At 67.1% G+C, this 25,374-nt stretch carries 26 protein-coding genes and 1 tRNA gene; 12 read left to right on the top strand and 15 right to left on the bottom strand.

From position 1 onward, the window contains the following. Nucleotides 1-66 precede the first annotated feature (66 nt). Entirely contained in the window at nt 67-450 is a 384-nt protein-coding gene (locus C7I55_RS02200) for a DUF983 domain-containing protein (RefSeq protein WP_106511644.1), read from the bottom strand. Between the two features lie 105 nt (nt 451-555). Between C7I55_RS02200 and C7I55_RS02195 the strand changes: the two genes are divergently transcribed. From C7I55_RS02195 to C7I55_RS02185, 3 genes are all read left to right on the top strand, one after another. Next, a complete protein-coding gene (locus C7I55_RS02195; protein WP_233222001.1) occupies nt 556-1,935 on the top strand; it encodes an aminotransferase-like domain-containing protein in 1,380 nt (459 codons plus the stop codon). A 67-nt stretch (nt 1,936-2,002) separates the two neighbouring features. Further along, nucleotides 2,003-2,392, top strand: a complete 390-nt coding sequence (locus C7I55_RS02190; RefSeq protein ID WP_106511231.1) for a hypothetical protein — start codon at nt 2,003-2,005, stop codon at nt 2,390-2,392. Nucleotides 2,393-2,457: 65 nt separating this feature from the next. After that, nucleotides 2,458-3,096, top strand: coding sequence for a class I SAM-dependent methyltransferase (locus tag C7I55_RS02185; RefSeq protein ID WP_106511230.1), 639 nt, complete (start codon nt 2,458-2,460; stop codon nt 3,094-3,096). A gap of 69 nt (nt 3,097-3,165) precedes the next feature. Here the strand turns inward: C7I55_RS02185 and C7I55_RS02180 are convergent, their stop codons facing one another. The 3 genes from C7I55_RS02180 to C7I55_RS02170 form a co-directional block, all read right to left on the bottom strand. Then, nucleotides 3,166-4,176, bottom strand: coding sequence for an alpha/beta hydrolase family protein (locus C7I55_RS02180; protein WP_146150900.1), 1,011 nt, complete (start codon nt 4,174-4,176; stop codon nt 3,166-3,168). Further along, entirely contained in the window at nt 4,080-6,278 is a 2,199-nt protein-coding gene (locus tag C7I55_RS02175) for a putative bifunctional diguanylate cyclase/phosphodiesterase (RefSeq protein ID WP_106511228.1), read from the bottom strand. The genes C7I55_RS02180 and C7I55_RS02175 overlap by 97 nt, the downstream gene beginning before the upstream one ends. Nucleotides 6,279-6,352: 74 nt before the next feature. Then, nucleotides 6,353-8,017: a M28 family peptidase gene (locus tag C7I55_RS02170; RefSeq protein ID WP_233222000.1), complete on the bottom strand. Its 1,665-nt coding sequence runs from the start codon at nt 8,015-8,017 to the stop codon at nt 6,353-6,355. Nucleotides 8,018-8,139: 122 nt separating this feature from the next. Here C7I55_RS02170 and C7I55_RS02165 point away from each other — a divergent pair, with 122 nt between their 5' ends. The 5 genes from C7I55_RS02165 (at nt 8,140) to C7I55_RS02145 (ending at nt 13,362) form a co-directional block, all read left to right on the top strand. Next, complete coding sequence (locus C7I55_RS02165) at nt 8,140-8,943, top strand: DUF1206 domain-containing protein (RefSeq protein ID WP_158266247.1); 804 nt, start codon at nt 8,140-8,142, stop codon at nt 8,941-8,943. Between the two features lie 228 nt (nt 8,944-9,171). Then, complete coding sequence (epsC, locus tag C7I55_RS02160; RefSeq protein WP_106511642.1) at nt 9,172-10,125, top strand: serine O-acetyltransferase EpsC; 954 nt, start codon at nt 9,172-9,174, stop codon at nt 10,123-10,125. Further along, nucleotides 10,122-10,922, top strand: a complete 801-nt coding sequence (locus C7I55_RS02155; RefSeq protein WP_106511226.1) for a gamma-glutamyl-gamma-aminobutyrate hydrolase family protein — start codon at nt 10,122-10,124, stop codon at nt 10,920-10,922. The genes epsC and C7I55_RS02155 overlap by 4 nt, the downstream gene beginning before the upstream one ends. Next, entirely contained in the window at nt 10,919-11,839 is a 921-nt protein-coding gene (gene cysK / locus C7I55_RS02150; protein WP_106511225.1) for a cysteine synthase A, read from the top strand. The genes C7I55_RS02155 and cysK overlap by 4 nt, the downstream gene beginning before the upstream one ends. A gap of 185 nt (nt 11,840-12,024) precedes the next feature. Further along, the gene (locus C7I55_RS02145) at nt 12,025-13,362 is read left to right on the top strand and encodes a chymotrypsin family serine protease (protein ID WP_199192681.1); all 1,338 of its coding nucleotides are present in this window, start codon (nt 12,025-12,027) and stop codon (nt 13,360-13,362) included. Here the strand turns inward: C7I55_RS02145 and C7I55_RS02140 are convergent. Beyond that, nucleotides 13,346-13,846, bottom strand: a complete 501-nt coding sequence (locus tag C7I55_RS02140; protein ID WP_106511224.1) for a hypothetical protein — start codon at nt 13,844-13,846, stop codon at nt 13,346-13,348. The two genes, C7I55_RS02145 and C7I55_RS02140, sit on opposite strands and share 17 nt — an antisense overlap. Before the next feature lie 256 nt (nt 13,847-14,102). Here C7I55_RS02140 and C7I55_RS02135 point away from each other — a divergent pair, with 256 nt between their 5' ends. Continuing rightward, nucleotides 14,103-14,486, top strand: coding sequence for a tetratricopeptide repeat protein (locus C7I55_RS02135; protein ID WP_106511223.1), 384 nt, complete (start codon nt 14,103-14,105; stop codon nt 14,484-14,486). Nucleotides 14,487-14,518: 32 nt separating this feature from the next. On the opposite strand, the gene C7I55_RS02130 is transcribed toward C7I55_RS02135, so the two are convergent. The 8 genes from C7I55_RS02130 to C7I55_RS02100 form a co-directional block, all read right to left on the bottom strand. After that, entirely contained in the window at nt 14,519-14,839 is a 321-nt protein-coding gene (locus tag C7I55_RS02130; RefSeq protein ID WP_233222039.1) for a S8 family serine peptidase, read from the bottom strand. Further along, nucleotides 14,733-15,236 carry a S8/S53 family peptidase gene (locus C7I55_RS28670; RefSeq protein WP_233222048.1) on the bottom strand — a complete coding sequence of 168 codons (504 nt, stop codon included), beginning with the start codon at nt 15,234-15,236 and terminating at the stop codon, nt 14,733-14,735. The genes C7I55_RS02130 and C7I55_RS28670 overlap by 107 nt, the downstream gene beginning before the upstream one ends. Nucleotides 15,237-15,344: 108 nt before the next feature. Next, on the bottom strand, nt 15,345-17,009 hold the full coding sequence (locus C7I55_RS02125) for an MFS transporter (protein ID WP_106511221.1): 1,665 nt from the start codon (nt 17,007-17,009) through the stop codon (nt 15,345-15,347). A 48-nt stretch (nt 17,010-17,057) separates the two neighbouring features. Then, nucleotides 17,058-17,468 carry a DUF4019 domain-containing protein gene (locus C7I55_RS02120; RefSeq protein ID WP_106511220.1) on the bottom strand — a complete coding sequence of 137 codons (411 nt, stop codon included), beginning with the start codon at nt 17,466-17,468 and terminating at the stop codon, nt 17,058-17,060. 75 nt (nt 17,469-17,543) lie between these two features. Continuing rightward, nucleotides 17,544-18,437 carry an AraC family transcriptional regulator gene (locus C7I55_RS02115; RefSeq protein WP_233221999.1) on the bottom strand — a complete coding sequence of 298 codons (894 nt, stop codon included), beginning with the start codon at nt 18,435-18,437 and terminating at the stop codon, nt 17,544-17,546. 97 nt (nt 18,438-18,534) lie between these two features. Then, nucleotides 18,535-19,077: a GNAT family N-acetyltransferase gene (locus C7I55_RS02110; protein ID WP_106511218.1), complete on the bottom strand. Its 543-nt coding sequence runs from the start codon at nt 19,075-19,077 to the stop codon at nt 18,535-18,537. Nucleotides 19,078-19,105: 28 nt separating this feature from the next. Then, on the bottom strand, nt 19,106-19,675 hold the full coding sequence (locus tag C7I55_RS02105) for a PaaI family thioesterase (protein WP_233221998.1): 570 nt from the start codon (nt 19,673-19,675) through the stop codon (nt 19,106-19,108). A 23-nt stretch (nt 19,676-19,698) separates the two neighbouring features. Next, a tRNA-Gln gene (locus tag C7I55_RS02100) sits at nt 19,699-19,772 on the bottom strand. A 186-nt stretch (nt 19,773-19,958) separates the two neighbouring features. Between C7I55_RS02100 and C7I55_RS02095 the strand changes: the two genes are divergently transcribed. From C7I55_RS02095 to C7I55_RS02085, 3 genes are all read left to right on the top strand, one after another. Then, on the top strand, nt 19,959-21,020 hold the full coding sequence (locus C7I55_RS02095; RefSeq protein ID WP_106511217.1) for a Ppx/GppA phosphatase family protein: 1,062 nt from the start codon (nt 19,959-19,961) through the stop codon (nt 21,018-21,020). Continuing rightward, nucleotides 21,017-21,697, top strand: a complete 681-nt coding sequence (locus C7I55_RS02090) for an RlmE family RNA methyltransferase (protein WP_106511216.1) — start codon at nt 21,017-21,019, stop codon at nt 21,695-21,697. Before C7I55_RS02095 ends, C7I55_RS02090 begins: the two co-directional genes overlap by 4 nt. 196 nt (nt 21,698-21,893) lie before the next feature. Then, a complete protein-coding gene (locus C7I55_RS02085; RefSeq protein ID WP_158266246.1) occupies nt 21,894-23,201 on the top strand; it encodes an alpha/beta hydrolase in 1,308 nt (435 codons plus the stop codon). A gap of 31 nt (nt 23,202-23,232) precedes the next feature. Here C7I55_RS02085 and C7I55_RS02080 read toward each other — a convergent pair whose 3' ends face one another. Continuing rightward, nucleotides 23,233-23,979, bottom strand: a complete 747-nt coding sequence (locus C7I55_RS02080; RefSeq protein WP_233221997.1) for a DsbA family protein — start codon at nt 23,977-23,979, stop codon at nt 23,233-23,235. After that, nucleotides 23,966-25,366: a M48 family metalloprotease gene (locus C7I55_RS02075; RefSeq protein ID WP_199192680.1), complete on the bottom strand. Its 1,401-nt coding sequence runs from the start codon at nt 25,364-25,366 to the stop codon at nt 23,966-23,968. The genes C7I55_RS02080 and C7I55_RS02075 overlap by 14 nt, the downstream gene beginning before the upstream one ends. Nucleotides 25,367-25,374: the final 8 nt, after the last annotated feature.

Genomic DNA, 25,374 nt, shown 5'->3' with positions numbered 1-25,374 from the left:
CGTTGCGAGGCATCGACGTTACTGCCGACAACCTGCCGATGATCGCGTCGTGTGACGCCGCTTCCTTCACTCCCGCGCCAGCCGCCCCTCCTGAGCCTTGAAGTAGAACTGGCTGGCGACCAGCCAGCCCTTGAGCGGGCGCAGCGGCAGAACGCAGGTGACGATCAGCAGCGGCAGACCGGTAACGACGTGCACCCACAATGGCGGACTGGCGAAGATCTCCAGCAGCAGGATCCAGAGCACGGCCGGAATGCAGGTAAACATCTGCACGAAGAAGGCGGGCCCGTCGGCCGGCTCGGCGAAGGAATAATCCAGGCCGCAAACCTCGCACGCGCTCCGGATCTTCAGGAATCCCTGGAAGATATGGCCCTCGCCGCAGCGGGGGCAACGGCCGAATGGCCCCGTTTTGTGGGGATCGAGCTTTGGCCAGACTTTGCCCTGCGCGTCCACGAAGCGCGCCTCCTCCCTGTCGATCACCGGATGCCATCCATACAATATTGCAAGTTTGTATGCATGAATATATATGAGAAAGCCATACAGATCAAGGGAGATGCAGTGACCTGGAACCCCCAACTCGCTACTTCGGCCGGCCCGATCTACCGGGCGATCGCCGACGCGCTGGCCCGCGACGTGGCGAACGGCCGGATTGCCGCGGGGGACAGGCTGCCGAGCCAGCGCGAGCTTGCCCAGGCACTCGGCGTCGATCTCACCACGGTGACCCGCGCTTATGCCGAAGCGGCGCGGCGCGGGCTGATCGACAGCGACGGCCGGCGCGGCAGCTTCGTCCGCGGCACCGCTGTCGTTCCGATTGCGCCGGCGGCACTTGCCTCCGAGGCCGCAAGCGGGATGAACATGCCTCCGGAGCCAGAGGGCGGCCAGCTGCAGCGCGCGATCATGTCCGGCATCCAGGCCCTGTTCGACGGCGGAGCGCCGTCGCTCCACTATCAGCCGAGCGGCGGAAGCGAGGCCGATCGTGCCGCGGTCAGCCGGTTCCTGGCGCGCACGATCCCGGGCATCATACCCGACGAACTGGTCGTCACCGCCGGCGCGCAGAACGGCCTCCACGCCGTCTGTGGGTTGCTGCTTGGCGGCGGCAAGCCCGTTGCGGCGGGCTGCTTCACTTACCCCGGACTGATCGCCCTCGCCCGCCGATTCGGCGCCCCGTTGCTGCCGCTGGAGGTGGATGGTGAAGGCATTCTCCCCGACGCCATCGAACGTGTCGCATCACGCACGTCGCTCGCTGCGCTGTACGTCATTCCGACCAACGACAATCCGACCACCGCGACGATGAGCCTTCGCCGGCGGGAGGACATTGCCGACGTCGCGCGCCGTTTCGGAATCCCGATCATCGAGGACGATCCTTACGGGCGTTTGCCGGACGATCCCCTTCCCCCGATCGCGGCTTTGGCGCCGGAGCGGACCTGGCATGTCACGAGCGTCTCCAAGATCCTGTCACCAAGCCTGCGCGTCGGCTTCGTACGGGCACCCGACGTGCGCGGAGCGGCACGGCTCGCCGGCGATATCCACGAAACCGCAATCATGCCGCCACCGCTCAACCTCGCCTTGGTGACGCGCTGGCTTGCGGACGGAACGTTCGTGAGACTGGTCGCAGCGGTGCGCGCGGAAGCGGCCGCCCGCAGCGCCGCCGCGGCGAAGATCCTTGCCGGTACTGATTTGCGCCATCGGCCGGAAGGATATCACCTTTGGCTTAAGCTCGATGCCGGGCTCGCCGCCGCCGATCTCGCGGCGCAGGCTGTTGCATCGGGTATTCCGGTGGCGCCGGGTTCGAGCTTCTGCGCCGGCGCGGAGCCGCCATACCAGGGGCTGCGCATCTCCCTCGGTGGCTCCCGGTCTCGCGACGCCGTGCTCCGCGAAACCCGTCGTCTCGATGCGCTCCTCATTCAGGCCGCGCGGCGTGGCCATGCCTTTGTTTGACGGGTCGCGTTAGGCGCCGGTTAAGCTTGGCTCGGCGAGATTACGCCTTCCCGGAAGGAGCCTGCCGATGCGCTTCTCAGTCTTTCTCTGTATCCTTGGCCTCGCTGCAACCGCGCCCGCTGCCGCCCAGATCGCCGGGCGTCACGATTATGAGAGTGTCGGACCTGCCAACCCGTTCATCGGTGACAGCAGCCTCGGCGCCCCGCCGCTCAGGGGCGAGTTGCGAGGCATCCGCGACGGAGTCGACCGGGCGCGCGCAAGCGGAACGATCAGCCGCGGGGAAGCGCGCCGTCTCAACCGGGAGGCGCGCCAGATCGGCAGGCTGGCCGGGCGCTACGGGCGAGACGGGCTCTCCGGGGCGGAATCGCGGGAGCTTCAGGCGCGGACCCTAGCCTTGCGCAGCGCGGTGACTCGATCCCAACAAGGCGCCGCAGCCGGGCCGCCGGGGGGCCGCTGACGGACACTTGGATCCGAGGGCTCGCCGCGCTGTCCCTTGTCACTCCCTCCCTGTACGGCCGACGCGTGAACCACGCCGAACGCACCCGTTTCATCGAGACGCACCTGCCTCTCGAGCCGCTCCCGTTCGTACCGGAGATACGGTTGCATCAGGCGAAGCCGACCAGCGGGCTCGGCCGCCTCGCTGCCGAGGATGATGCGTTCACCACGCCTTACTGGGCCTACGCCTGGACCGGCGGCCTCGCCCTGGCGCGCTTTCTTCTCGACAATCCCGAGCTCGTCGCCGGGAAAGAGGTGCTCGACCTTGGCTGCGGATCGGGGCTGGTCGCGATCGCCGCCGCGAAGGTCGGCGCGGTCTCGGTCATGGCAGTCGACGTCGATCCCTATGCGATGGTCGCGGCCGGACTCAACGCCCGCGCCAATCGGGTCGAACTCACCCTGCGTCACGAGGACATCACCCGCGCCCCCCGGGCCGGAGCGAACCTCGTCCTCGTCGGGGACCTGTTCTACGATCTTGATCTTGCAGCCGGGGTAACCGCCTGCCTCCAGCGATGGTCGACGGCGGGCGCGCAGGTGATCGTCGGCGATCCTTGGCGCCGCGGCCTGCCGGTCGGAAACCTTCGTGCCCTCGCCAATTACGAAATCGCCGAGCGCTCCGGCGGCGTGAAGCGCCGCACCTCGGTGTTCGCGTTCCTGCCGAACTAGGCGAAAAGGCGCATATGGCGGTGCTCCATCAACCCGGCCGTCGCTGAGAAAAGGATTTGGTCCGGGGGCTCACCGCGTGCGGAGGACCGCGGCACCGCTCTGCTTCCAAGACGTCAGCGCATCGACGGCGGCGGGATTGCCGACGACATGTGCCTCCAGGAATGCCAGGCTCAGTTTCACCACGTTCGACAGTGCCGCATCTTCGGCCGGATCGCGTCCAGCAAGGCCGTGGGTCACGCCCGTGCCGATCCAGGCGTATTTCGCTCCTGCCGGAGCGGCCTCGAAGGGTAGCAGATGTGCCTTCCAATCCGCCGCGAAACCCGGGACGACGTCCGCATCGCCTGTCACCATCAGCAGCGGCACATCCAGAGTGGAGAAGCTTGCCGGGTTGATCAGGCCGGGGATCGTTCCGGGAGAGGAAAATGCTATCACAGCCTTGATCTGTCTGCTCTTCGCATGAACCATAGAGTCGAGCGCTCCGCCCCCGATCATGGCGGTCAGAGAACCATAAGAATGGCCCGCGGCAGCATGTGGGAGTCCCGGCGCGGCCTCATTCGCCCAAGCTTCGGCGGCAGCGAAATCGGCGATTCGAATTGGGAATGCGGTCTGGAGACCGTGATCGGGGCCAGGGTGCTTGAACGAATCCGTGTGCAGCGGCGCAACGACGAGGAACCCCGCCGTCTTCCAGGTTTCGAGCAGCTTCTCATAAGCCGCCGGCGCGCCGTTACCGCCATGCGAAAAAATGATCACGGCCTTGGGGGCTTCTGGTCGCCATACGCTCAACGTGAGATCGCGTTGATCAGCCTTGATCGTGACCGTCTCCGGGGCCGCAGAGACCGGCTGCGCAAAAGTCGCCGATAGCAGTCCGATGCCCCCAAGAATGGCGCGCCGCAAATGCCCGAATATCTGCATGATGTCCCCCTCGGCACCCTTGCTCGCTCGGAACGGCGACTTTGTCCAGAGCGTCCGTCCGCCCTCATGGCTCAGGCTGCGTCGGTGAGGCGGCTGCGAATCAACAAGGTGTCGATTTCCTCCGCAGGCATTGCGGGTGCGAACAGGAAGCCCTGCATCTCGCTGCACCCTGCGGCCTCCAGGAACCGGCGCTGTTCCGCGGTCTCGACGCCCTCGGCGGTGACCGCAAGACCCATTGCCTGGCCGAGCGACAGAACCGCAGACACGATCGCCGCCGAGTCGACGGTCTGCCCCAGCGCCTGGATGAAGCTGCGGTCGATCTTGATCCTGTCGACCTCGAAGCGGCGCAAATAGCTCAGCGACGAATACCCGGTCCCGAAATCATCGAGCGCTATGGTGAATCCGACGCTGCGCAGCTGGGTCAGCGTCGTCCTGACCAAGGCATCGTCGTCGAGCAGGATGCCTTCGGTGACTTCGAGCTGGATCATGCGCGCATCGGCGCCGGTCTCCCGCACGATGCCGGTCAACGTCTCGAACAAGTCCGCCGATCGGAATTGAACCGGCGACAGGTTCACCGACACGACCAGATCCGGCCATCGTCTCGAGGCGATGCAGGCCTCCCGCATCACCCACGCGCCGAGACGGCGGATCTGGCCGGTTGCTTCCGCGATCGGGATGAATTGCTCGGGCGCGATCGCGCCGCGGGTCGGATGAGTCCATCGGGCAAGCGCTTCGACTCCGACGATCTGATGACCTGCGCCCGAGATTTGCGGCTGATAGTGGACGGAGAGCTCGTCCCCCCGGTCGAGGGCACGGCGGAGATCGTCCTCGATGCTGCTGCGCAGGCGGACGGTCGCATCCATATCCGGCTCAAACACCCGGAAGCAGTCGCGCCCATCCTCCTTGGCCCGGTACAAAGCGATGTCAGCCTTGCGCAGCAGCTCCGTCCGGTCCGTCCCCGACTCAGGCGCGAAAACCACCCCGATGCTGACTCCGACATGGGCCTCCGATCCAAGCACCGGGAAAGGCGCGTGAACCGCCATCAGCACCCGTGCGCACAGAATCTCGATTTCCGCCCGCGCGCCTGCGCCGGTGAGCAGGATACCGAATTCGTCGCCTCCCAGGCGCGCGATCGTGTCCCCCTCGGCGAGCAGCGCGCTCAGCCGGCGGCCGAATTCCTTTATCAGGGCATCGCCCGCGAGATGGCCGAGCGTATCGTTGACGTTCTTGAAGCGATCGAGATCGAGCAGCATGATCGCCACGCTTCCGCCCTGCCGCGCCTCCACCAGCGCGTGGCTCAACCGGTCCTCGAACAGAGCCCGATTGGGCAAGGCCGTCAGCGGATCGTGGAAAGCGAGATGCTGCGCCTGGGCCCGGCTCGCTTCGAGCTCGAGCCTGCTGCGAAGCACGCGGCTAAGCAGCCACAGCAGGACCGCACCGACCAGCAGCAGTGCCACCGCAAGAACGGGCACCATGCGATCGGCAACCTGCCGGCCGGGCCGGAACGCGGTCCATTGGATGTAGCCGACGATGTTCCCCCTGGTATCGCGCAGCTGAAGGCTCGCATCGCTGCTTCTGACCGTGGAAAAGCTGGCCGCATCGATCCCGTAGATGGACGACAGGGTCTGGAGAAAGCTCCCGTCCATGTAGCGGACGATGACGTGCAGCCGCTCCGCGCCCGGAGCAAGCGCGACCTCGCCGGTTTCGGAAAGGATCGGCTTGACGCTGACGATCGCCGGACGGCCGTGAATACGGGTGAGCCCACTGGCGCTCGGGGTCAGTTCACCCGGCGGTGCCGCCGTGTCTCCGCGCTTCAGCCGGCGATGGAGATCGGCCGCGAATGGCAGCACCGCCTGCGACACGGCGGAGAATGCCTCCGGCGCATGCCGCTTCCCATCGACCATAGCATACAGTGGCCGCCCGGCGTGATCGAGGAGATAGGCATGGTCGTATTTGTAATAGGTGTAGAACCAGACCCCGAGATTCTGGTCCATCCACTCGGCGTCGAGCGGGGTTGCAATCGACTTTTCTGCGGCATCGTCCCAGTTGGTCGAGGCTTCCTGGGTCTTGCGGATGTCCGCCCACCCCTGCCGGAGCCCGATCTTCGCCAGGCGCGTCTGCCGCGCCACCGCGGCCTCGTCGGAGCCCGCCGCCGACATGCTCAGCACGGCACCAACGAGCAAAGCGAGCGCGATCATCGCGGCCGCCGCGGGCAGCACCACTTTCGTCAGCAGTAGATGCCGACGATCCTCGATCAACGAACCGGCCATCAACGATCGGCGCTAGCGGCAATTGGTTAATCCGCCGCTTACTCTCCGGCCGTAGATTCGCGAGGCGTTTCGTCTCAGCGGACGGTCGGGGACATGGCGTCGCGCAAGGGTTTGAACTCGTTGCCTTCGTTCCAGGTCGGCCACGCCGCGGAATCGGCCAGCTCGCTGCCGAGCGCAAACGCCACCTGAGCCTCCTGCGCAGTTCCCGCAAACGTCCAGGCGGCACTGAATTCGTCGCACGGCTGGTGGTAGCAGCGGGCATTGTAGGCGGAGACGATCGCATCGCCGGCCTCGCGTCCGCCTTCGACCAGATCCCGGCCGGCGCGGAAGGACAGGGCCGGCACGCCGCGCCGCGCGAACGGGAAGTGATCGGACCGGAAGTACCAGCCGGCTTCCGGGTTCGGCTCGGGATCGGTGCGCAGTCCCTGCGACTTCGCCACCCGCGCGAGATCGGCCTCGAGCGGGGTCCGCCCGCCGCCGACCAGCTCGATGTTGCGGGCAGCGGGCAGCACCAGGTGCGGATCGAGATTGATCACCGCCACGGTGCGGGCCAGCGGCGCGAGCGGGTGCGCAGCGTAGAAGTTCGCACCGAGCAGGCCCTTCTCCTCGGCCGTCCAGGCGGCGAAGACGACCGTCCGCGCCGGCCGCTTGCCCGCTGCGAAGGCACGCGCGACCTCGAGCAGTTCGGCGGTGCCGGTCGCATTGTCGATCGCGCCGTTACGGATCGTGTCGCCGCTGCGATCGGCCCCGTTACGTCCATTCGCGTCCCAATGCGCGCCGTAGAGGACGATCTCGTCCGGCCTTTCGGCGCCAGTCAGTCGTGCGATCACATTGCGGCTGGTGAAGGGTGTCGCCTTGATCTCGCCTCTGGCAGCGAGCGATGCGCCGGCGAGCGGACGAGCGCGAAAGGCGGGTTGTCGTGCCTCCTGCTTGAGTCGAGCGAGATCGAGCCCGAGGTCGCGAAGCAACGACAGCGACCTGTCGCGCGAGAGCCAGCCGGTCAGCTTCATCGCAGATGGCGCAAGCGGCGCGTACCCCATCGCCGGCAACGCGTCGCCGCTGCCGACCTGGGCGAACGGATAGCTCGCCGCAGCCTCTTCATGAATGACGAGGACGCCCGCGGCGCCGGCCTTGTCGGCAGCCTCGAACTTGACGCCGACGCGGCCCGAATAGGCCATCCGCCGCCCTTCGAAGCCGAGATCGGCACCCGCCTCGAAATCGGGATCGTTGGCCAGAACCACCGCAATCTTTCCCTTCATGTCGATGCCCGCATAGGCGTCCCAACCGCGGGCAGGATCGACGATGCCATAGCCCGCGAAGACGAGCTCGGCGCCGGCGAGCGCGGTCGCACCGGCGTTTCTCAGCGAAAGCGTCGCGTCGCGTCCAAGCGTCAGCGGGATCGTTCGCCCCGTCACCGTGAGCGCCATCGTCGCGCCGGGGAGACGGTCCATTCGGACCAGCGGCACGTCCTGGTACCAGCCGCCATTCTCACCCCCGGGCTGCAGGCCGGCCGCCGCGAAGCGGTCCGCAAGATAGGCGATCGTTTTCGACTCACCCGCCTCACCGGGGCCACGTCCGGCGAAATCGTCGGACGAGAGCTGGAGGACATCGGCCTTGATCCGCTCTGCGGAAATGGCGGGGGATCCAGAGACGGCGGCGGGAGCGGCGGCAAGCGCCAACAGCAGGAAGAGACTCATGCGGCGAGTGAAGCCGCCGCCGCTCCGGAAGGCAAGGAACATCGCACGGCTTCGCCGCCTGCGGACCCCGCTCATTCCGGCCGCGGAACTTACGCCCGAAAGCACGTGTTTTGTTGCGGGTGGAGCTTCGGCTCCGAACGTTGCGTAAACAGGAGAAGATGGCGATGCCGAGCGTCCCGAATCTGGAAGCCCTCGCCCGGATCGGCTTTGCCGCACGCGGCATCATGTACATCCTGATTGGCATTCTGGCTCTGTTCACGGGGCGCAGCGAGGATGGCGCCGGCGCTCTGGAGCAACTGAACAGCGGCTTCGGACGGGTGCTGCTCGGCGCGATGGCGGTCGGGTTCCTGGGCTACGGCTTGTGGCGCATCTCGGACGCCATCTACGACAGCGAAGGCCATGGCAGCGACGCCAAGGGCATCGCCGTTCGTCTCGGCGGCGCTGTCAGCGGGGTCATCCATCTCGGCCTGTGCATCGTCGCTGCATCACTGACGTCGGGCTCGGGAAAAGGCAGCGGTGGCGACAGCACGCAGCAGGGCGCAGCTGCGACACTCGATCTGCCAGGCGGAGAGATTTTGGTTCTGATTGGCGGAGTGGTGCTCCTCGCCACGGGGGCACTCCAGCTGGTGAAGGCCTGGCGCGCCGATTTCCTCCGAAATCTCGATGGGGAAGCCGCACGGCGGCCTCAGATCAAGGCGCTGGGCCAGGCCGGATTCGCCGCCCGCGGGATCGTCTTCCTGGTGATGGGCTGGTTCCTGCTTCGCGCAGGCTGGGAAAGCCGCTCGTCCGAAGCCGGCGGCATGGGCGAAGTCCTGGCGTCGCTGAACCCGACGGTCCATGCTTTGGTCGCCGCCGGATTGTTGCTGTTCGGGATCTTCAGCCTGGTCGAGGCGCGCTATCGGCGGATCAACGATCCCAAGGTGCTTGAACGGCTGCGCAGCAGCGCTTCGCGCATCAAGCCGGCCTGAGACGCGCAGGCCGCCTGCGCCCAAGCGAGCCCGCCGAGCGCCGGGGCGGATCGAAGATCCTTGTCAACTGAACTGGTAGAGTATTATCTCTGCTCCTGATCGTGGAGCCGCGGCGCCGATTCCGCCCACGCTCATTGCTGCCGACCGGACACCCGGAGGCGTTCGCCACACAAGGACTCTTCCGTGGACGCACGCGCCTTTTCCGAAGCTCCGGCATCGCATCTTCCGATCCCTCCCGAAAATGCTTCGCCGTGGACGACGCGTGCCGAGGCAGCACTCTCCGAATTGCGTGGGCTTCGCCTGGCCGCACGCGGGAAGCGCGCCGAGGAAGCGGCTCCGCTCTTTCCGTCCCGGTCGGCGCTGGCCGCTGCCGTCGAGCATCTCTCCGCCGCTTTGTTCCCGCGCCGTCTCGGCCGGTTCGGCGGCTCCGCGGTTGCCGAGGATGCCTTCGTCCGCGAACAGCTCGGCGAAGGGCTGCGCCTCCTCCACGACGAGATCGCCGCCGAGCTCGCTTACTGGCAACCGGAAGCGCGGGTCCCGTTTGATCCCGATCACGCGGCGACGATCGTCACCCATTTCACCGCCACCATCCCAAGCATCCGTGCGCTGATCGATAGCGACGTCGAGGCAGCCTTCCTCGGCGATCCCGCCGCGCGTTGCGCAGACGAGATCCTGGTCTGCTATCCCGGCGCGCTCGCATCCCTTCACCATCGCATCGCCCACGCGCTGCACGGCCTTGGTGCGCCGATCTCGGCCCGCATCATTTCCGAGCTGGCCAACGAACGCACGGGGATCGACATCCATCCCGGCGCGACGATCGGGCCCTCCTTCTTCATCGATCACGGCACCGGGGTGGTCATCGGCGAAACCGCGATCATCGGCGCGCGGGTCCGGCTCTATCAGCATGTGACGCTCGGCGCACGAACCCCGCTCGGTACGACCCGGCCGTCGGTGCGCGATCGCTACGCCCGCCACCCGATCGTCGAAGACGATGTCGTTATCTATGCGGGCGCCACCATCCTCGGCCGGGTCACGATCGGTCGCGGCGCGACGATCGGCGGCAACGTCTGGCTGCTTGCCGACGTGCCCGCCGGCAGCGTCGTGCTTCAGCCGGCGGCGGGCATCGTCGAGCGCGCTTCGGCCGCAGCGGTCCGCGAGACCCTGGCAGGACCCGCAACATGATCCACACCTCCCTTCCCGTGCAGGCCAAGCCGGTAATCGGCGTTCTCTGCTGCAACGAGGAAGCCGGGCGCCCGGTCCAGGCGGTCGCGAGCCGCTTCATCGAACCGCTGGCCCGGCTTGCGGGCGCCGCGGTCCTGCTCGTGCCTGCGCTCTCCGATCCGTTCGACGGACGGGCGGTCGCGCGCCGGCTCGATGGCCTGTTGCTCACCGGATCGCGGTCGAACGTCGCCGCGCACCGTTATGGCGGCGCCCACGGCGACTTCCCGATCGACGAGCAGCGCGACGAGGTCGCGCTCGCGCTCGCAGCGCACATGATCGAGGAGGGGCGGCCGGTCTTCGGCATCTGCCGCGGCCTCCAGGAGCTCAACGTCCTGTTCGGCGGGACCCTCGAACAGCTCCCCGGCCATCATCGTGAGGATAGCGACGACCTTCCGTTCGAACATCTGTTCGCGCATCGCCACGAGGTCGATCTGACCGAAGGCGGCGTGTTCGCGTCGGCGGCGGGGACGCGGCGGATCAGCGTCAATTCGGTCCACCATCAGGGGATCGGGCGTCTCGGCACCGGCTTGACCGTCGAGGCTATCGCTGCGGACGATGGCCTGGTCGAGGCCTTTTCCAGCCGTCCCTGCGGTGCCGACCTGCTCGCCGTCCAGTGGCATCCCGAGTGGGAGACGGCGCGCTGCGCCGCCAGCGGCGCCTTCTTCAACCGCATCGGCGAGGGTCTTCGTGCCCAGGACGGTCCGTGGGTCGATTTGCCCCAGCACAGCATCACCATCGTTCCAGGAGAGACAGGATGAAGGCTTCGAACATTCTCGATACGATCGGCAACACGCCGCACATCCGGATGAACCGGCTGTTCGGCAATGCCGAGGTGTGGGTGAAGTCGGAGCGGTCCAATCCCGGCGGATCGATCAAGGACCGCATTGCGCTGGCGATGGTCGAGGATGCGGAGCGCTCCGGTGCGCTCAAGCCCGGCGGCACGATCGTCGAACCGACATCGGGCAATACCGGCATCGGCCTCGCCATGGTCGCGGCGGTCAAGGGCTACAATCTCATCCTCGTCATGCCCGAGAGCATGAGCATCGAGCGCCGCCGGCTGATGCTGGCCTACGGTGCCAGGTTCGATCTCACCCCGCGCGAGAAGGGCATGAAGGGGGCGATCGAGCGCGCCAAGGAATTGCTCGGCGAGATCGAGGGCAGCTGGATGCCGCAGCAGTTCGAGAATCCGGCAAACGTCGACGTCCACGTCCGCACCACCGCCCAGGAGATCCTCAGCGATTTCCGGGATTCTCCGATCGACGTGCTGATCACCGGAGTCGGCACCGGCGGGCACATCACCGCCTGCGCCGAAGTGCTCAAGAAGGAATGGCCGGGCCTCAAGGTGTTCGCGGTCGAGCCGACCCTGTCGCCGGTGATCTCGGGCGGCCAGCCCGGCCCGCACCCGATCCAGGGCATCGGCGCCGGCTTCATCCCCGCCAACCTCCACACCGACGCGATCGACGGCGTCATCCAGGTCGATGCCAACGACGCCAAGGAAATGGCACGCCGCGCCGCCCGCGAGGAAGGCACGTTAGTCGGCATCAGCTCCGGCGCGAGCCTCGCCGCCGTCGCACAGAAATTGAAGGAAGTGCCCGAAGGCACCCGTATCCTCGCCTTCAACTACGACACCGGCGAACGCTACCTGTCGGTGCCGGAATTCCTCCCCGAACAATAAGACGTCTCTCCCCTTCAGAGAGAGGAAGAGCCGCAAGGCGGCGAGGAGAGGGGGAGTCGTCGTGCGCCCCTCGTCCCCTGCGCCGCGCTTTCGTCAGCTTGCCGCAAGCTGCGCCATGCTACAGGCTCCCCTGCCGGCGGGGCGAAGGATGCTCCGCGCCGGCTGGGGAGGCCTTCGTACAGCCCGTGCGCGTCACATCTCTTCGTCGCCTGATCGCTGCGTTCCTGCTGGCCTTGACCTTGAGCGTGCCGGGCACCGCGCTCGCCCAGGCCATGGGCGGGGCAAGCACGGCCGCCCCCGGGCTGGTGCCGACGATCCTTCAGCGGCCCGCCGAAGCGCTGGCGCAGGATGCCGCCGAATATGCGCGGCAGCACCAAGTCGCGCTCGACGAGGCGATCCGCAGGTTGCTTGCACAGGAGGAAAGCGTCGCCGTCACCGACGAGATCCGCCAGACCTATGCCGCGCGTCTGGCGGGTATCGCGATCGAGCACGCGCCCGAATACCGAATCGTCGTCCTGCTCACCGGGGCGGACCCGGTGCCGGACCGGGTGATCCGCGCCGGCAGCATGAACGTCCCGATCCTGTTCCGCACCGGTGCCGCCGCCACGGCCGCCGAGATCGTCGACGCGGTGCGCCTGCACGCCGGCGAGATCCGCGCCCAATTGCCCAGCGCCGTCGGCATGGGTCTCGATCAGCGCACCGGCGAGTTCGTGCTTATGGTGCGGCGTGCCGATGCCGACCGCTTCGGGGTCCCCGAGATCGAGCGGCGCCTGAAGGACGGGCTCGGTCTTCCGGCGCGTGTGCGTGTGCTCGATCGGGCGGACCAGAATAGTGCGGTGGAAGGCGGTGCCCGGGTCGAAGGACTCGATGCGGTGACCGGCAATCGCGGCTATTGCACGACGGGATTCGTGGTCACCGACGGCGCACGCACCGGCATCGTCACCGCCGCCCATTGCCCGGACACGGTTACCTATTTCGATCCGGCCGGCGGCAAGACCGTGCTCCCGTTCGGTGGTCAGTGGGGCTGGAGCTTCCAGGACGTACAGCTCCACGTCAGCGATCTCGCTCAGAAGCCGCTCTTCTACTCGGACACCAAGAAGACGGCCGCCCGGCCGCTGACAGGGGCACGCAAGCGCACCAGCACCCGCGCCGGCGACTTCGTCTGCCATCGCGGCGAGCGCAGCGGTTACAGCTGCGCCGACGTCGAACTCGTCGATTATGCGCCACCGGGCGATCTCTGCGGCGGCCCCTGTGCGCCCGTCTGGGTCACCGTTGCCGGCCCATCCTGCGGCAGCGGCGACAGCGGAGGCCCCGTGTTCACCGGCGGGACCGCATTCGGCATCGTCAAGGGCGCGAGCTACGATCGCCGCGGCCGCTGCAACTTCTATTACTACATGTCGACCGACTATCTTCCCGACGGCTGGTCCCTGCTCACGGACCAGCCGCAGGAGGGCGCGCCGGCACAGACAGCGCGCGTCGCGGCAGGTGCGCCCCGCGCCTCCGGGATCAGCGCGCGGCGCTGAAGCGGATCGGGCAGGCCCCGCCGGGCAGTTCCGGCGCGGCACCGAGCCGTTCGGCGATGGCGAGCAGGCGGGTGACGTCACCGCCGGCCTCGGCTGCCTCGAGCGCCGCATCGGCGGTTTCCGCACAGATCTGATCGGTCGTCGCATCGGCGCCATATTGGTTTGCGAGCGACGTCGTGAAGCGGTCGTAGGCGCTCTCCCCTTCGCTGCCGAAACCGGCCGCGAACTGTGCCTTGAGCACGCCGTTGGCGGCCTGCAGCGTCTCGCGGTTGACGGTGACGAAGCTGTTATACGGCGCGAGCACATCGATGCCGAACGCCTTGCAGCGAAGCGTCGCCACCATAAGCCGTGATTGCAGATCGCGCACGCGCGCCGCCGCCGCCTGTTCGCTGTTCCAGCAGCCTGCGTCCGCCAGCGCCGGCTGCGCCATCGCAATCGCGACAAGTCCGATGCCCGCCGCCAATTTCGTCCCCAACCCCGTCATCCCGATCACTCCATCGTCCACACGGACCCGCTTTCGCGTCCGCGAACGAGGCTTGCGCATTTGCGGTAAGCAAAGCCTGACCGGAGATGGTTAACCTCTTGAGACTAGTAGTTTTCCTGAGGAGCTTGGGCGGCTTGGCCGGAGCGATGCAGAGCAGCAGACGGGCGCGGGCGCTGCAAGCGAATATCTCTTCACAAAGGCTTCTCATAAGTGTCATAAAGATGTAACATTGTTTTTTCGGACGTGGAGATCGCCCATGAAGATGCCCGTTCTTGCAGCTCTCTGCTGCGCCTCGCTCGCCGCCTGCGCGTCGAACTCGTCGCAGGTGGCCCAGATGGAACAGGGCTATGCGCCGGGCGCGCTCGGCGTCGGAGCGATCGCTCGTGCCGATTGGGAGAAAGCGGAAACCCTGCTCACCGCCCGAAATTCCTCGGCCAGCCGCGATCCGGCCCGCCTGATCAATCTCGGCAAGGTCTACATGGAGACCGGCCGTGCGGATCTCGCCGTCGCTACGTGGGAACGGGCGTTCGCGTCCAAGCACCACCATGAGGTGGAAACGGCGGACGGCCGGATCGTCTCGACCCAGGATCTCGCCCGTGAGGCCCTGGCGCGCTACAGCCCCACAGTCGCGTCGCGCTGATCGCAGCCGGCTACCGTTGACCCTGTCGGCGCTCAGCTTGCGCTGATGCGCTGATCGGCGGCATAGCGGGCAGGCGAGGCCGGCTGCTCGGACCCGTCATTGCCGGCTGCGGCGACGATCAGGATGCCCGCGGCGGCCGCCCCGGCGAGCGCGGGCTCGATCACCGTCAGCCGACGCTTGGAGGCCAAGGGAAGCGCGATGATGTCGGCGCCCTGCTCCACGGCATAATCAATGCCGCGAGCAAGATCACGCTCCAGGATCCGGCACCGCGCGGCGCAGGAACCATCCGCATCGACCCGGATGGACAGGATCGTTGCGTCGTAGGCGACGCCCATCCCGCCGCTGCCGTCCAGCCGGGCGCCGAGCAGGCTTGCGGTCTGCCGGCCGTGGGCGCCGATCGTCTGAGGGGCGCGGCGATCCGCGAACCACGTCGATCGACCGATCGGAGACGTTGGCCAGCAGATCGGCCGGCCCGCCGTCAATGCCGGTGTCGAGCAGGGCGATGGTCACGCCCTTGCCCGTCGCACCCTTCCGATAGGCGCGATCGGCCCGGATCGCGCGAACGCCCCAGTTCAGGCGGTATTCCAAACTGCGCGTCCGCAGATGGCTGAAGGTCCTCGCAGACTGGCTTGCCGTCTCGGTGCGCGCATCGACACTGGTCGGGGCGAATGCGAGGCTGGCGGCAAGCAAAGCGGAGAGAATCGAGCGGCCGCCGACGATGCGCGGCAGCGCGTGCAGAAATGCGGTCACGAACGGATCCTGGAAGGCCTTGGCCGGCGGCCAAGCGACTTCCCGGCAATCTAGGAATTGCCACCAAGCCGTTGAAGAGAAACCGGAATCATACGGTATCTCGAAAGCTCAGGCGCTCCGCGTCGGATCGGTGAGCGGCTCGGCGATCTCGCGTGCGCCCGGCGTGCGGCTTGCCGGCAGGCGGGTCGGCTCGCGCTCGATCATCCGCCGCACGACCGGCGGCCCCTCCCCGCAATGCAGCGCCCGGAGGCTCTCGGGAATGCCGGCATCGTCCTTGGTCAGCCGGTTGTTATGGCGAATGTAATCGAGCCAGGTCGGCGTGTGGTAGCGCTCGATCCAGATGTTGCGGTCGGAGAGATCGCGGAGCAGCGTCCAATGCAGGGCGCCGTCGCGGCGCCGCACCCGGCGGCGCTCGGCCATCGCCGCGAGGAAACGCGGCACGTCGCGCTGACGGATGCGATATTCGATCGTGACGACGACGGGACCGGTGCGCGGCTCGACCGGCACTGCGGTCTGCGGCGCGGTCCATTCGCGCAACGGGTCGAGATCGATCTCCGTCACCGGCGGCAATCGCAGCTTGAGGCCGACGAGCGCGCAGACGAGCTGGAGCCCTCCGGCGACGAGCAAGGCGGCTTCGATACTGCTGGTTTCGGCGGCGCGGCCCCACACCCAGCTGCCGATCGCCATGCCGCCGAAGGCGCACATCTGGTAGATGGAGAGCGCGCGGGCGACCACCCACCGCGGCGAGCGCAGCTGCACCGTGACATTGAAGGTGGACAAGGCCATCACCCAGGCACCGCCGGCGAGCAGCAAGCCCGCCATGGTGAGCAGCAGGACCTGGCTGAGCGCGGCCGTGCCCGCGCCGAGCGCGAAGCAGACGCAGGCCAGCCGCACCAGCCGCTCCGACGACACGAGCGCCCGCAGGCGGGCGCTGCCGATCGCGCCCGCGACCGCACCCCCGCCGAAGCTTCCGAGCAGCAGACCGTATGTGAGCGGCCCTCCCGCCACCACGTCGCGGGCGATCAGCGGCATCAGGGCGGGCACGGAACTCGCCGCGATTCCGAAAAGGACGCTGCGCACGAGCACGGTCTTGATCGGCGGCGACATGTTGACATAGCGCAGGCCCGCCGCAATCGCGGACCCGAGCGTCTCCCGCGGCAGCGTTCGCGGCGGCCGCTGCGGCTTCCAGCGTAACAGCACCACCAGCAGCCCGACATAGGTGAGCGCATTGATCGCGAAGGCGGCGGCGGCGCCAGCGGCCGCGACGATCGCACCGCCGAGCGCCGGGCCAAGGCTGCGCGCGATGTTGAAGCCCATGCTGTTCAGCGCCACCGCGCCCGGCAGATCGGACCGCGGCATCATGTCGCCGACCGACGCCTGCCAGGCCGGGCTGTTGAGCGCGGTGCCGCAGCCGATCAGAAAGGTGAACAGCAACAGCAGCCAGGGCGTGATCAGGCCGAACCAGGCGCAGGCGGCGAGGGCCGCCGATACCAGCAGCATGAAGCTCTGTGCCGCCAGCATCATGCCGCGCCGGTCGAACGTGTCGGCCAGCGCGCCGGCAACGAGGGCGAGCAGCATGATCGGCAGCGTCACCGAGGCCTGGACCAGCGCCACCATCTCGGCCGAATGCGAGATCGAGGTCATCATCCACGACGCGCCGACCGATTGGATCATGCCGCCGAAGTTCGACACCATGCTGGCGAACCAGACGGCCCGGAAAACCGGGTGGCGCAGCGGCGAGAGCGAGGACTGGGGACGGGGCGGATCGGTCATCGTTTCGGCAACGCCGCTCCGTCAGGAAAGATCAAAGCAGCGGAGCGCTCATCCGACGACCAGTACTTCTGAGTCGATATTGTAGCTGACCAGCTTGGTCTCGCTTCCGCTGCTCGAGAAGACGAACGTCTCCCCGGCCTCGCCTTTGGTGAAATGCGTCTTGTAGCTCAGCGCGACGTGGCTGCCGCCCGGATTGATGTTCACATTGACGCCTTGCTGACGTGCCTCGCCGGCGGCACCGAGCTTGCGGTGAATGGCGGCGAGAAATGTGACGAAATGATCCTTCGTCTCGCGCGCTTTCAGTTCGGACGACGATTGCTCGTAAATCTCGGCATATTTCTCAGCGTTCAGCAGCGAATGAAAACGCGCAGCCTCGTTCTGGGCCGCTGCGATCTTTTCACCGGCGGAGCAACCGCCGAGCACCAGACCGAGCACAATCACCAGCAGAACGCGTACCATGTTTTTCCCGTCGACCCCTGTTGACTCCGCCGGTCTCGTTACGCGTTCGAAACCGGCGGCGCCAGCCTGTGGAAATCAGCGGTGCCGGTACTGCAGCGGCAGGAAGATGTCGGTGATCGCCTCATGCTCCGGCACGTCCGGGAAGAAGCGGACGCGCTGCACGAACAATGGTGCGTCGCGCGGCTCCTCGCCGCTGCTCGGCAGCCAATTGCCATAGAGGTATGCAATCGCAGCGCGCAGATCGTCGCCCGATCCGACGAGACGCAACACCGCGCAACGCCCACCGGCGATCTCGCTGTCGAAGATGCCGGCATCGTTCGGCACGATCGGGGCCGAGATTTCCGCGCATAGATCGAGACGATAATCGTCGGCGGCGCTCGTCTCCGGATCGTTGTGGAGGATGTTGAAGGTCGCGCTCGCCGGCGGCCGTACGCCGGTCTCCTTGCGCCACGCGATGAAGCGCTTGATCGTGTCGCCGATGGTTCGCGGATCGCCGCGATGCTTCAGGATCGCGACACGGGTTGCGGGAAAATCGACTATTCTGATCTGGTCGTCGGTCGGCGTGCTCATCTGGTTCGTCCTTGCTCGGTGGAACGGCGCGTAGGCCGCGTGCCACGGGCTCCAGTCCGGCTGCTTTCGAAACGCGCGCGGGCTCTGGCCGAGCCGCTCCTTGAACGCGCGGGCGAAGGCCTCCGGCGCTTCGTAGCCGCTGTCGAGCGCGATCTCGATGATCGGCACCTCCTCGCGAAAGACAAGGCGGTAGGAAGCGCGCTTCAGCCGTGCGAGCTGGACGTAGCGGTGGACGCTCAACCCGAACATCGCCGAAAACTGCCGATGAAAGTGGTGCTTGGAGAAAGCCGCGACGGCGCTCAGCGCGTCGAGGGTGAGATCGCCGTCGAGGTTCCGATCGACATGATCGAGCACCCGAAGCATCCGCTCCCGATAGGCTGTAGCCGCCGTGGAATTCACTTCGCACCTCCGTAACGGGTCCGAGCTAGCAGCGCGGTTTTGCGCGTTCCTGACCGATCTTGCTGACTTTCCTGCAATCGTCCGCTCCAGCGGATCGTCAGCCGGATGGCCGGTCGAGCACATAGACGCGCTGTCGCTCGGGACCGCGCGCCGCGCCCCTCGCGGGGCGGTCGAAGTCGAGACCCTCACGGCGCCGCATGCCGAGGCGTTCCATCAGCCGCCACGAGGGGCGATTGGCAGCGATCGTCCATGCGGCGACGCGCATCGCGCCTGTGTTCGCCCACAGCCACACAAAGCTGGCCTGGGCGGCCTCATAGGCATAGCCCTTCCCCCAATCCGCCTCGGCGATACGCCAGCCTGCTTCGTACATGCCTTGGACCGGCGTGCCGCGATAATCGTCCGCGATCCGCACGCCGCAGCTGCCGATCAGCCTGTTCTCGCCGCGAAGCTCGACCGCCCAATAGGACATTCCGTTCCTCGCTTGGTCGGCGATGCGCTTGTCGACCAACGCTTCGATGGCAGCACGATCCATCACGCCGCCGACATGGGCCATCATCCTTTCCGTGTTGAGGATGGCGACGAACATATCCTTGTCGTCTTCCCGGCACGGGCGCAGCCGAAGCCGCTCCGACAGGATCATCGTCCGGACACTCCGCTCGCGATTGTGATCAGCGCGAGGCGAGGATCATCAGGGTCGACGTGCCGTGGGCAAGGATCTTGCCGTCCCCCGAGAGCACCCGCGCCTCGGCGGTGGCGATCTGGCGCCCGCGGGTCACCACCCTGCCCTCGGCGCGGATGGTGCCGCCGTCCGGGCGGATCGCGCGGGTGAAGTTCACCTTGGTCTCGACGGTGGTGTAGCCGATCCCGGCCGAGAGCATGGTGTGCACCGCACAGCCGGCGGCGCTGTCGATCAGGGTCAGCGCGACACCGCCGTGGATGCTGCCGAGCGGATTCAGCAGATGCGGTCCGACGTCCATCTCGAAGATCGCCAGCCCCTCCTCGACCTCGGTGAGACGGAATCCCAGCGTCCGCGCGATCGTCGGCCCGGGTACGAGGCCGGCGATCATCCGCCGCAACAATTCGAGGCCGCTGAGGCTCTTCAGGTCTTCGGCGCTCGCAAGCCCGTATTGCACGTCCATAAGCTCTCCCGTCCGCAACGCGATGCGCATTGCGACCGGCATCATGGGACGAAGATCGAGCAGCGTCGAGGGATCGCGCGCCTTGTCGTCGCGCGTCAATTCTCGATGATGTGGGGAGCGGCTGGATGCCCGACGAGGATTCGAACCTCGATTGACGGAGTCAGAGTCCGTAGTCTTACCATTAGACGATCGGGCAGCGCCGGGCCGCCAGATAGGAGGCTGCCCCTCGGCGGTCAAGGCACAAACGCCGACTAGGTGTTCCTACGACAACTGGCTCCGAAACGGCGGCGCCCGTGCCTTGCCGAACCCGCGGCCGCGCTGTACCACGTCCTCAAGTCAGGTGCGGCACCCGCCGTACCGCAAGAGAATATAGAGTTTACGCATGGCGCAGCAGGCCGGTACGGCACCGCTCACGCCGGCAGCAGGCCCGGCGCCGGCGGACAGAGAGCCGCCCTCCGCGCGTTACGGCGCGAGGGCAATAAGACACACCTATGGCGCGCTCGATCTCGGCACCAACAATTGCCGGTTGCTGATCGCGCGCCCTTCCGACGACGGATTCACCGTCATCGATGCTTTCTCGCGGGTGGTTCGCCTCGGCGAGGGCCTGGCGGCGAGCGGCCGGATCAGTGATGCGGCGCAGGACCGTGCCGTCGCCGCGCTCGCCGTCTGTGCCGACAAGCTTTGCCGTCGGCGAGTGACCCTGGCGCGCTCGGTCGCGACCGAAGCCTGCCGCCGCGCGGCCAACGGCCGCCACTTCGTCGAACGAGTCCGCCGCGAAACCGGCATCGTGCTCGAGATCATCGCGCCCGAAGAGGAAGCGCGGCTGGCGATGCTCGGCTGCCATCGCCTGCTCGAGCCCGGTGACGGCCCTGCCCTCATCTTCGACATCGGGGGCGGCTCGACCGAGCTTGTCCTCATCGACACGGACGGTGAGGCCGCGCCGCGGATCAAATGCTGGTGGAGCGCGCCGTGGGGAGTCGTCTCGCTGACCGAGAGTGAGGGCACCGCCTTCAACGACCCTTCCGAGCGGCTCGCCGCCTACGGCCGGATGAAGGAGAAAGTGCGTCACGCCTTCCGCCGATTCTCCGAGCTGCTGCCGAGCGAGCGCAACAACATCCGGCTGATGGGGACGAGCGGCACCGTCACCACGCTCGCCAGCGTTCATCTCGCGCTGCCGAGCTACGATCGCCGCGCGGTCGACGGGCTGATGGTTCCCTCCGGTTCGATGCGGTCGGTCAGCGAGATGCTGTCCAAGATGACCCATGCCGAACGCTCCGCTTTGCCCTGCATCGGCACCGAGCGGTCGGATCTGGTCGTCGCCGGCTGCGCAATCCTCGAAGCGATCATGGACATCTGGCCGGCGCAGACGCTCGGCGTTGCCGATCGCGGCATTCGCGAAGGCATTCTTCGCTCGTTGATGGCGAAGGACGGACATATTTCGTGAGCAAGGGCATCAAGACGCGGGTCAAGACCGCCAAGGGACGCAAGATCAGCTCGACCCGGTGGCTCGAGCGGCAGCTCAACGATCCCTATGTCAAGCAGGCCAAGGCGGAAGGCTACCGCTCCCGCGCCGCCTACAAGTTGATCGAGCTCGACGAGCGCTTCGGCTTCCTCAAGGGTGCCGAGCGGGTCGTCGATCTCGGCGTCGCGCCCGGCGGCTGGACCCAGGTGGTGCGCAAGCGCCTGCCGCGGGCGGCGGTGGTCGGGATCGATCTTCTGCCCGCCGATCCGATCGACGGCGCAATCCTCCTCCAGATGGACTTTCTCGCCGACGAGGCGCCTGATCGGCTTCGCGAGGCACTCGGCGGCCCGGCCGACCTCGTTCTCTCGGACATGGCGGCCAACACGGTCGGGCATCCCCAGACCGATCATCTGCGCACCATGGCGCTGGTCGAGGCAGGTCTCGACTTCGCAGCCGAAGTGCTGAAGCCCGGCGGCGTCTTCGTCGCCAAGGTTCTCGCCGGCGGCGCCGACAACAATCTCGTGGCGGAACTGAAGCGCCGATTCACCACCGTCAAGCACGCCAAGCCCCCGGCCAGCCGCAAGGGCTCTTCCGAATGGTATGTGGTCGCGCAGGGCTTCAAGGGACGGGCCGAGGACGAGCCCTTCGGGGAGGGCTGAAGCCGCGTCGTTTCCGGCGGATGTCCACGTGCGCCGACATGAGCAAGATGTGGCAAGCACCTTCGGCGGGGGCGGTGTTAGCCTCGGGATCATGCTCCGCTCATCTCCATGGCTTTTTGCCGCTTCCGCACTGACCGCACTCGCCGGGCCTCTCTCGGCACAAAATCTGCCCCGGCGCGCCAGTCTGGGCGTCGCCATGGCCACGCCCCCGTCGGCGCTCCAGGGGCCGCCGATCGTCGATCGCGTCCTGCCCGGACAGACCGCGGAGCGGCTCGGTGTCCGCCAGGGCGACCGCATCATCGCCGCCGGCGGCAGGCCGGTCGCAACCGGCGAGGATGTCGTCGCTTATGCCGCCACGTTGCTGACCGGCGATCCTGCCGAACTGCAGGTCCAGCGCGCGGGCAAGGTCCTGCGCCTGCGCGGCAAGGCGCTCAGCCGGCCCTACGAACGGTTCGACGGTGCCGAGGTCACCTATGGCGCAGTGTCGTTCCGCGGCGGGCTGCTGCGCGACGTCCTGGTCACGCTCGCCGGAGCGACCAGGCCGCCGGTCGTCTACCTGATTCAGGGTTTCACCTGCTCGACCGTCGAATCGCCGCCGCAAGGGGCCTATCACCGCCTCGGCGAAGCGCTGATCCGGCGCGGCATCGCTTTCTATCGGGTGGAGAAGCCCGGCGTCGGCGACAGCCGAGGCGGCCCGCGCTGCGTCGACACCGGCTATGACGTCGAGCTGGACGCGTTCCGCACCGCCTATCGCCACCTCACCGGAACGCTCGGCTTCGATGCCGATCGGGTGTTCATGCTCGGCCACTCTCTGGGCGGACTCGAAGCGCCGATGCTCGCCGCCGAAACGCCGCCGCGTGGCGTCGCCGTCTATGGCACGGTCCTGCGCAACTGGGCCGACTATCACCACGATGTCGACGTCTATCAGAATTACCTGACCGCCGGCACCGATCCCGCCGCCGAGGCCGAGCGTGCCGAGCGCAATCGCGACACGATCCGGGCCTTCTACTTCGATCGGCTTTCGCCGGCCGAGATCACCGCGCGCGACCCGGCGGCCGCGCAGGGGCTGCGCGATCTGTTCGGCTGGGACGGCGGCGAGAACATGTTCGGCCGCCATTTCAGCTTCCTCCAGGATCTCTCGCGCCAGAAGCTCGTCGACGCGTGGCGGAAGACCAGGAGCAATGTGCTCGCTTTGTACGGCGAGACCGATGTCGTCGCCTTGTTCGACAGCGACCACAAGATGATCGCCGACATCGCAGACTTCCACCGGCCCGGCTCCGGCCGCTATGTCGAGATCGCCGGCACCGATCATGGCATGAGCATCGTCGGCAACCGGCGCGAACTGCGCGAGAAGACGATCGCCGCCGGGTCGCCGCCTGCCGGAGAGTTCAACCCGAAAGTGGCCGAAGCCCTCGCCGCCTGGGTGGAAGAGTCGATGAAGACGCCGCCGGTTCGCACCTTGCCCGAGCGAACGATGCCCGCTGCGACGATCGCTGCACAGTGAGCGCCCGTTTCCCGGCTGGGGTCGATCGGCCTCAGCTCTTGCGCGCCTCCGCGATCGCAGCCTTCAGCGCGTCATAGCCGACGGCGCCGTGGAGCACCTCGTCGCCGACGATGAACACCGGCGTGCCGTTGCCGCGCACCGCCTGTGCGAGCTGGTAGTTCTTGGCGAGCTCGGCGCGGGCTTCGCCCGACGCGATCACCTGCTGGACCATGTCCGCCGTCAGGCCGACGTCGCGCGCCGCCTGCTCGATCGAACGCTCCGTCGGCCGGCCGAGCGCGTAGAGCCGCTCGAAATATTCGTGGAACTTGCCGGCCTTGGCGGCGGCGAGACTGACCTGCGCGGCTTTCTCGCTGTCCGGCCCGAGCACCGGCCATTCCCGCCAGACGACCTTCAATTTCTTGTCTTCGCCAAGCAGCCGCTCCACGTCGGCATTGCTCCGGCGGCAGTAGCCGCAGCTATAGTCGAAGAATTCGACCAGGGTGACGTCGGCGTCCTTCGCGCCTCCCCAGGCCCCGGCGAACGGCGTTTCATAGGCTGCGCGATTGGCATCCACCGCCTTGGCCGCCTCGCGATCCTGAAGCCGCTCCATCGCTTCCGGGATCACTTCGGGATGCTCGAGAAGATAAGCGTGGACGATCTTCTCGATCCCGACCCGATCCCTGCCCTCGCCGCTCCCCTGCGCCCACAAGGCGACGGCGCCGCCGCCGACCAGCACGCCGATGACGCCGGCGATCAGGCCGCCTTTCAGGCCGCCGAACCCGCCCTCACTTGACGCCATCGCTTCCCTTCCTCTTCTCGGTCTGAACCGCGGTGCGCGAGACCATCGCGATGTCCTGCGCACGCAGCCAGTCGATGGTCCCGGTCGGGATCGCATGCAACGCCTGCTCGGCATTGGCCAAGGCAAGCCGCGGCTGGTTTTCCAGATTGTAGCGTTCGGCGGTGGCCAGGGCAGCGCGGCCGTGATCGCCTTCGCGATCGTAGACGATGCCCAATTGGTACCAGGCGAACGGATTCGAATTGTCGCGGCTGATCGCCGATTTGAGCACGTTCTTCGCTTCCACGAAATTGTCCGGCTTCTCGGTCGCGATCAGGGCGTGGCCGAACAACGATGCGATCAGCGGCTCGTTCGGAGCCCGCTGCACCGCCCGCCGAAGCGATTCCAGTGCCTCGTCGGGACGCCCGGATTCGAGCAGTACCTGCCCCCTCAGCTCCAGATAATAAGGATCCTCGGGCGTGGTCTGCAGCAGGCTGTCGATCTCGCCGAGCGCCTTCTCCGGGAAGGCCGTCTTGTGAAAGGCATAAGCCCGCGCATAGCGCGCCTGCACCGTCTTGTTATATTCCGGGTAGAGCGCGAGGATCCGCTTAGGATCGTCGACAAAGCCGGCAAGCTTCGCCTTGACCCGCTGGAAGCGAGCCTCGAGCGCCGGGTCGCTCGGCTTCGCCCACGCCGGATCGTGGCTGTAGACCTGTTCCAGTGCCTGGATACGCTCACCGGTCAGCGGGTGGGTGCGGGCATAGCTGTCTTCCTGCGGGATGGCGTAGCGGAATTCCTGATTCTGCAGCTTCTTGAAGAAGGTCAGCGAACCTTTGCCGCTGATCCCCGCTTTGGTCAGGAAGCTCGCACCGGCCTGATCGGCTGAGGATTCCTGCGTTCTGGTGAACGCCAGGAACTTGCCCATCGCGGCCTGCTGGCCGGCGGCCAGGATTCCGGCGCCGGCATCGCCTGCCCCCGCCGCCATCGCCGCAGCGCCAAGCACCAGCGACAGGATCATGATCCCCGTTGCCGTCTTGATGCCTTCCTGAAAGCGCAGGATGTGGCCGCCGGTGATGTGGCCAAGCTCGTGGGCGATGACGCCCTGGACTTCGTTGGCGCTGTCCGCGGCGGCGATCAGGCCCGAATGGATGTAGACGATCTGGCCGCCGGCGACGAAGGCGTTGATCGACGGATCGCCGATCATCACCACCTGGACGTTCTCGGGCCGGAGCCCGGCCGCCGCGATCAGCGGCCGCGACATGTCGCGGAACAGAGCTTCGGTCTCGGCGTCGCGGAGGATCGACTGGGCGGCGGCGGGCTGCGCGATCGCGGTAAAGCTGAGGATCAGCAGCATCAGCAGCCGAGCGAGGGTTCGGCCGTAAAGTGGCCGGGTGCGGTGCGCTTCTGGCATTTCGGTTA

The sequence above is a fragment of the Allosphingosinicella deserti genome, from assembly GCF_003012735.1.
Classification (GTDB): Bacteria; Pseudomonadota; Alphaproteobacteria; order Sphingomonadales; family Sphingomonadaceae; genus Allosphingosinicella; species Allosphingosinicella deserti.
Note: the sequence above shows the minus strand (reverse complement) of the source record. Positions and strands in the feature narration are given on the sequence as shown.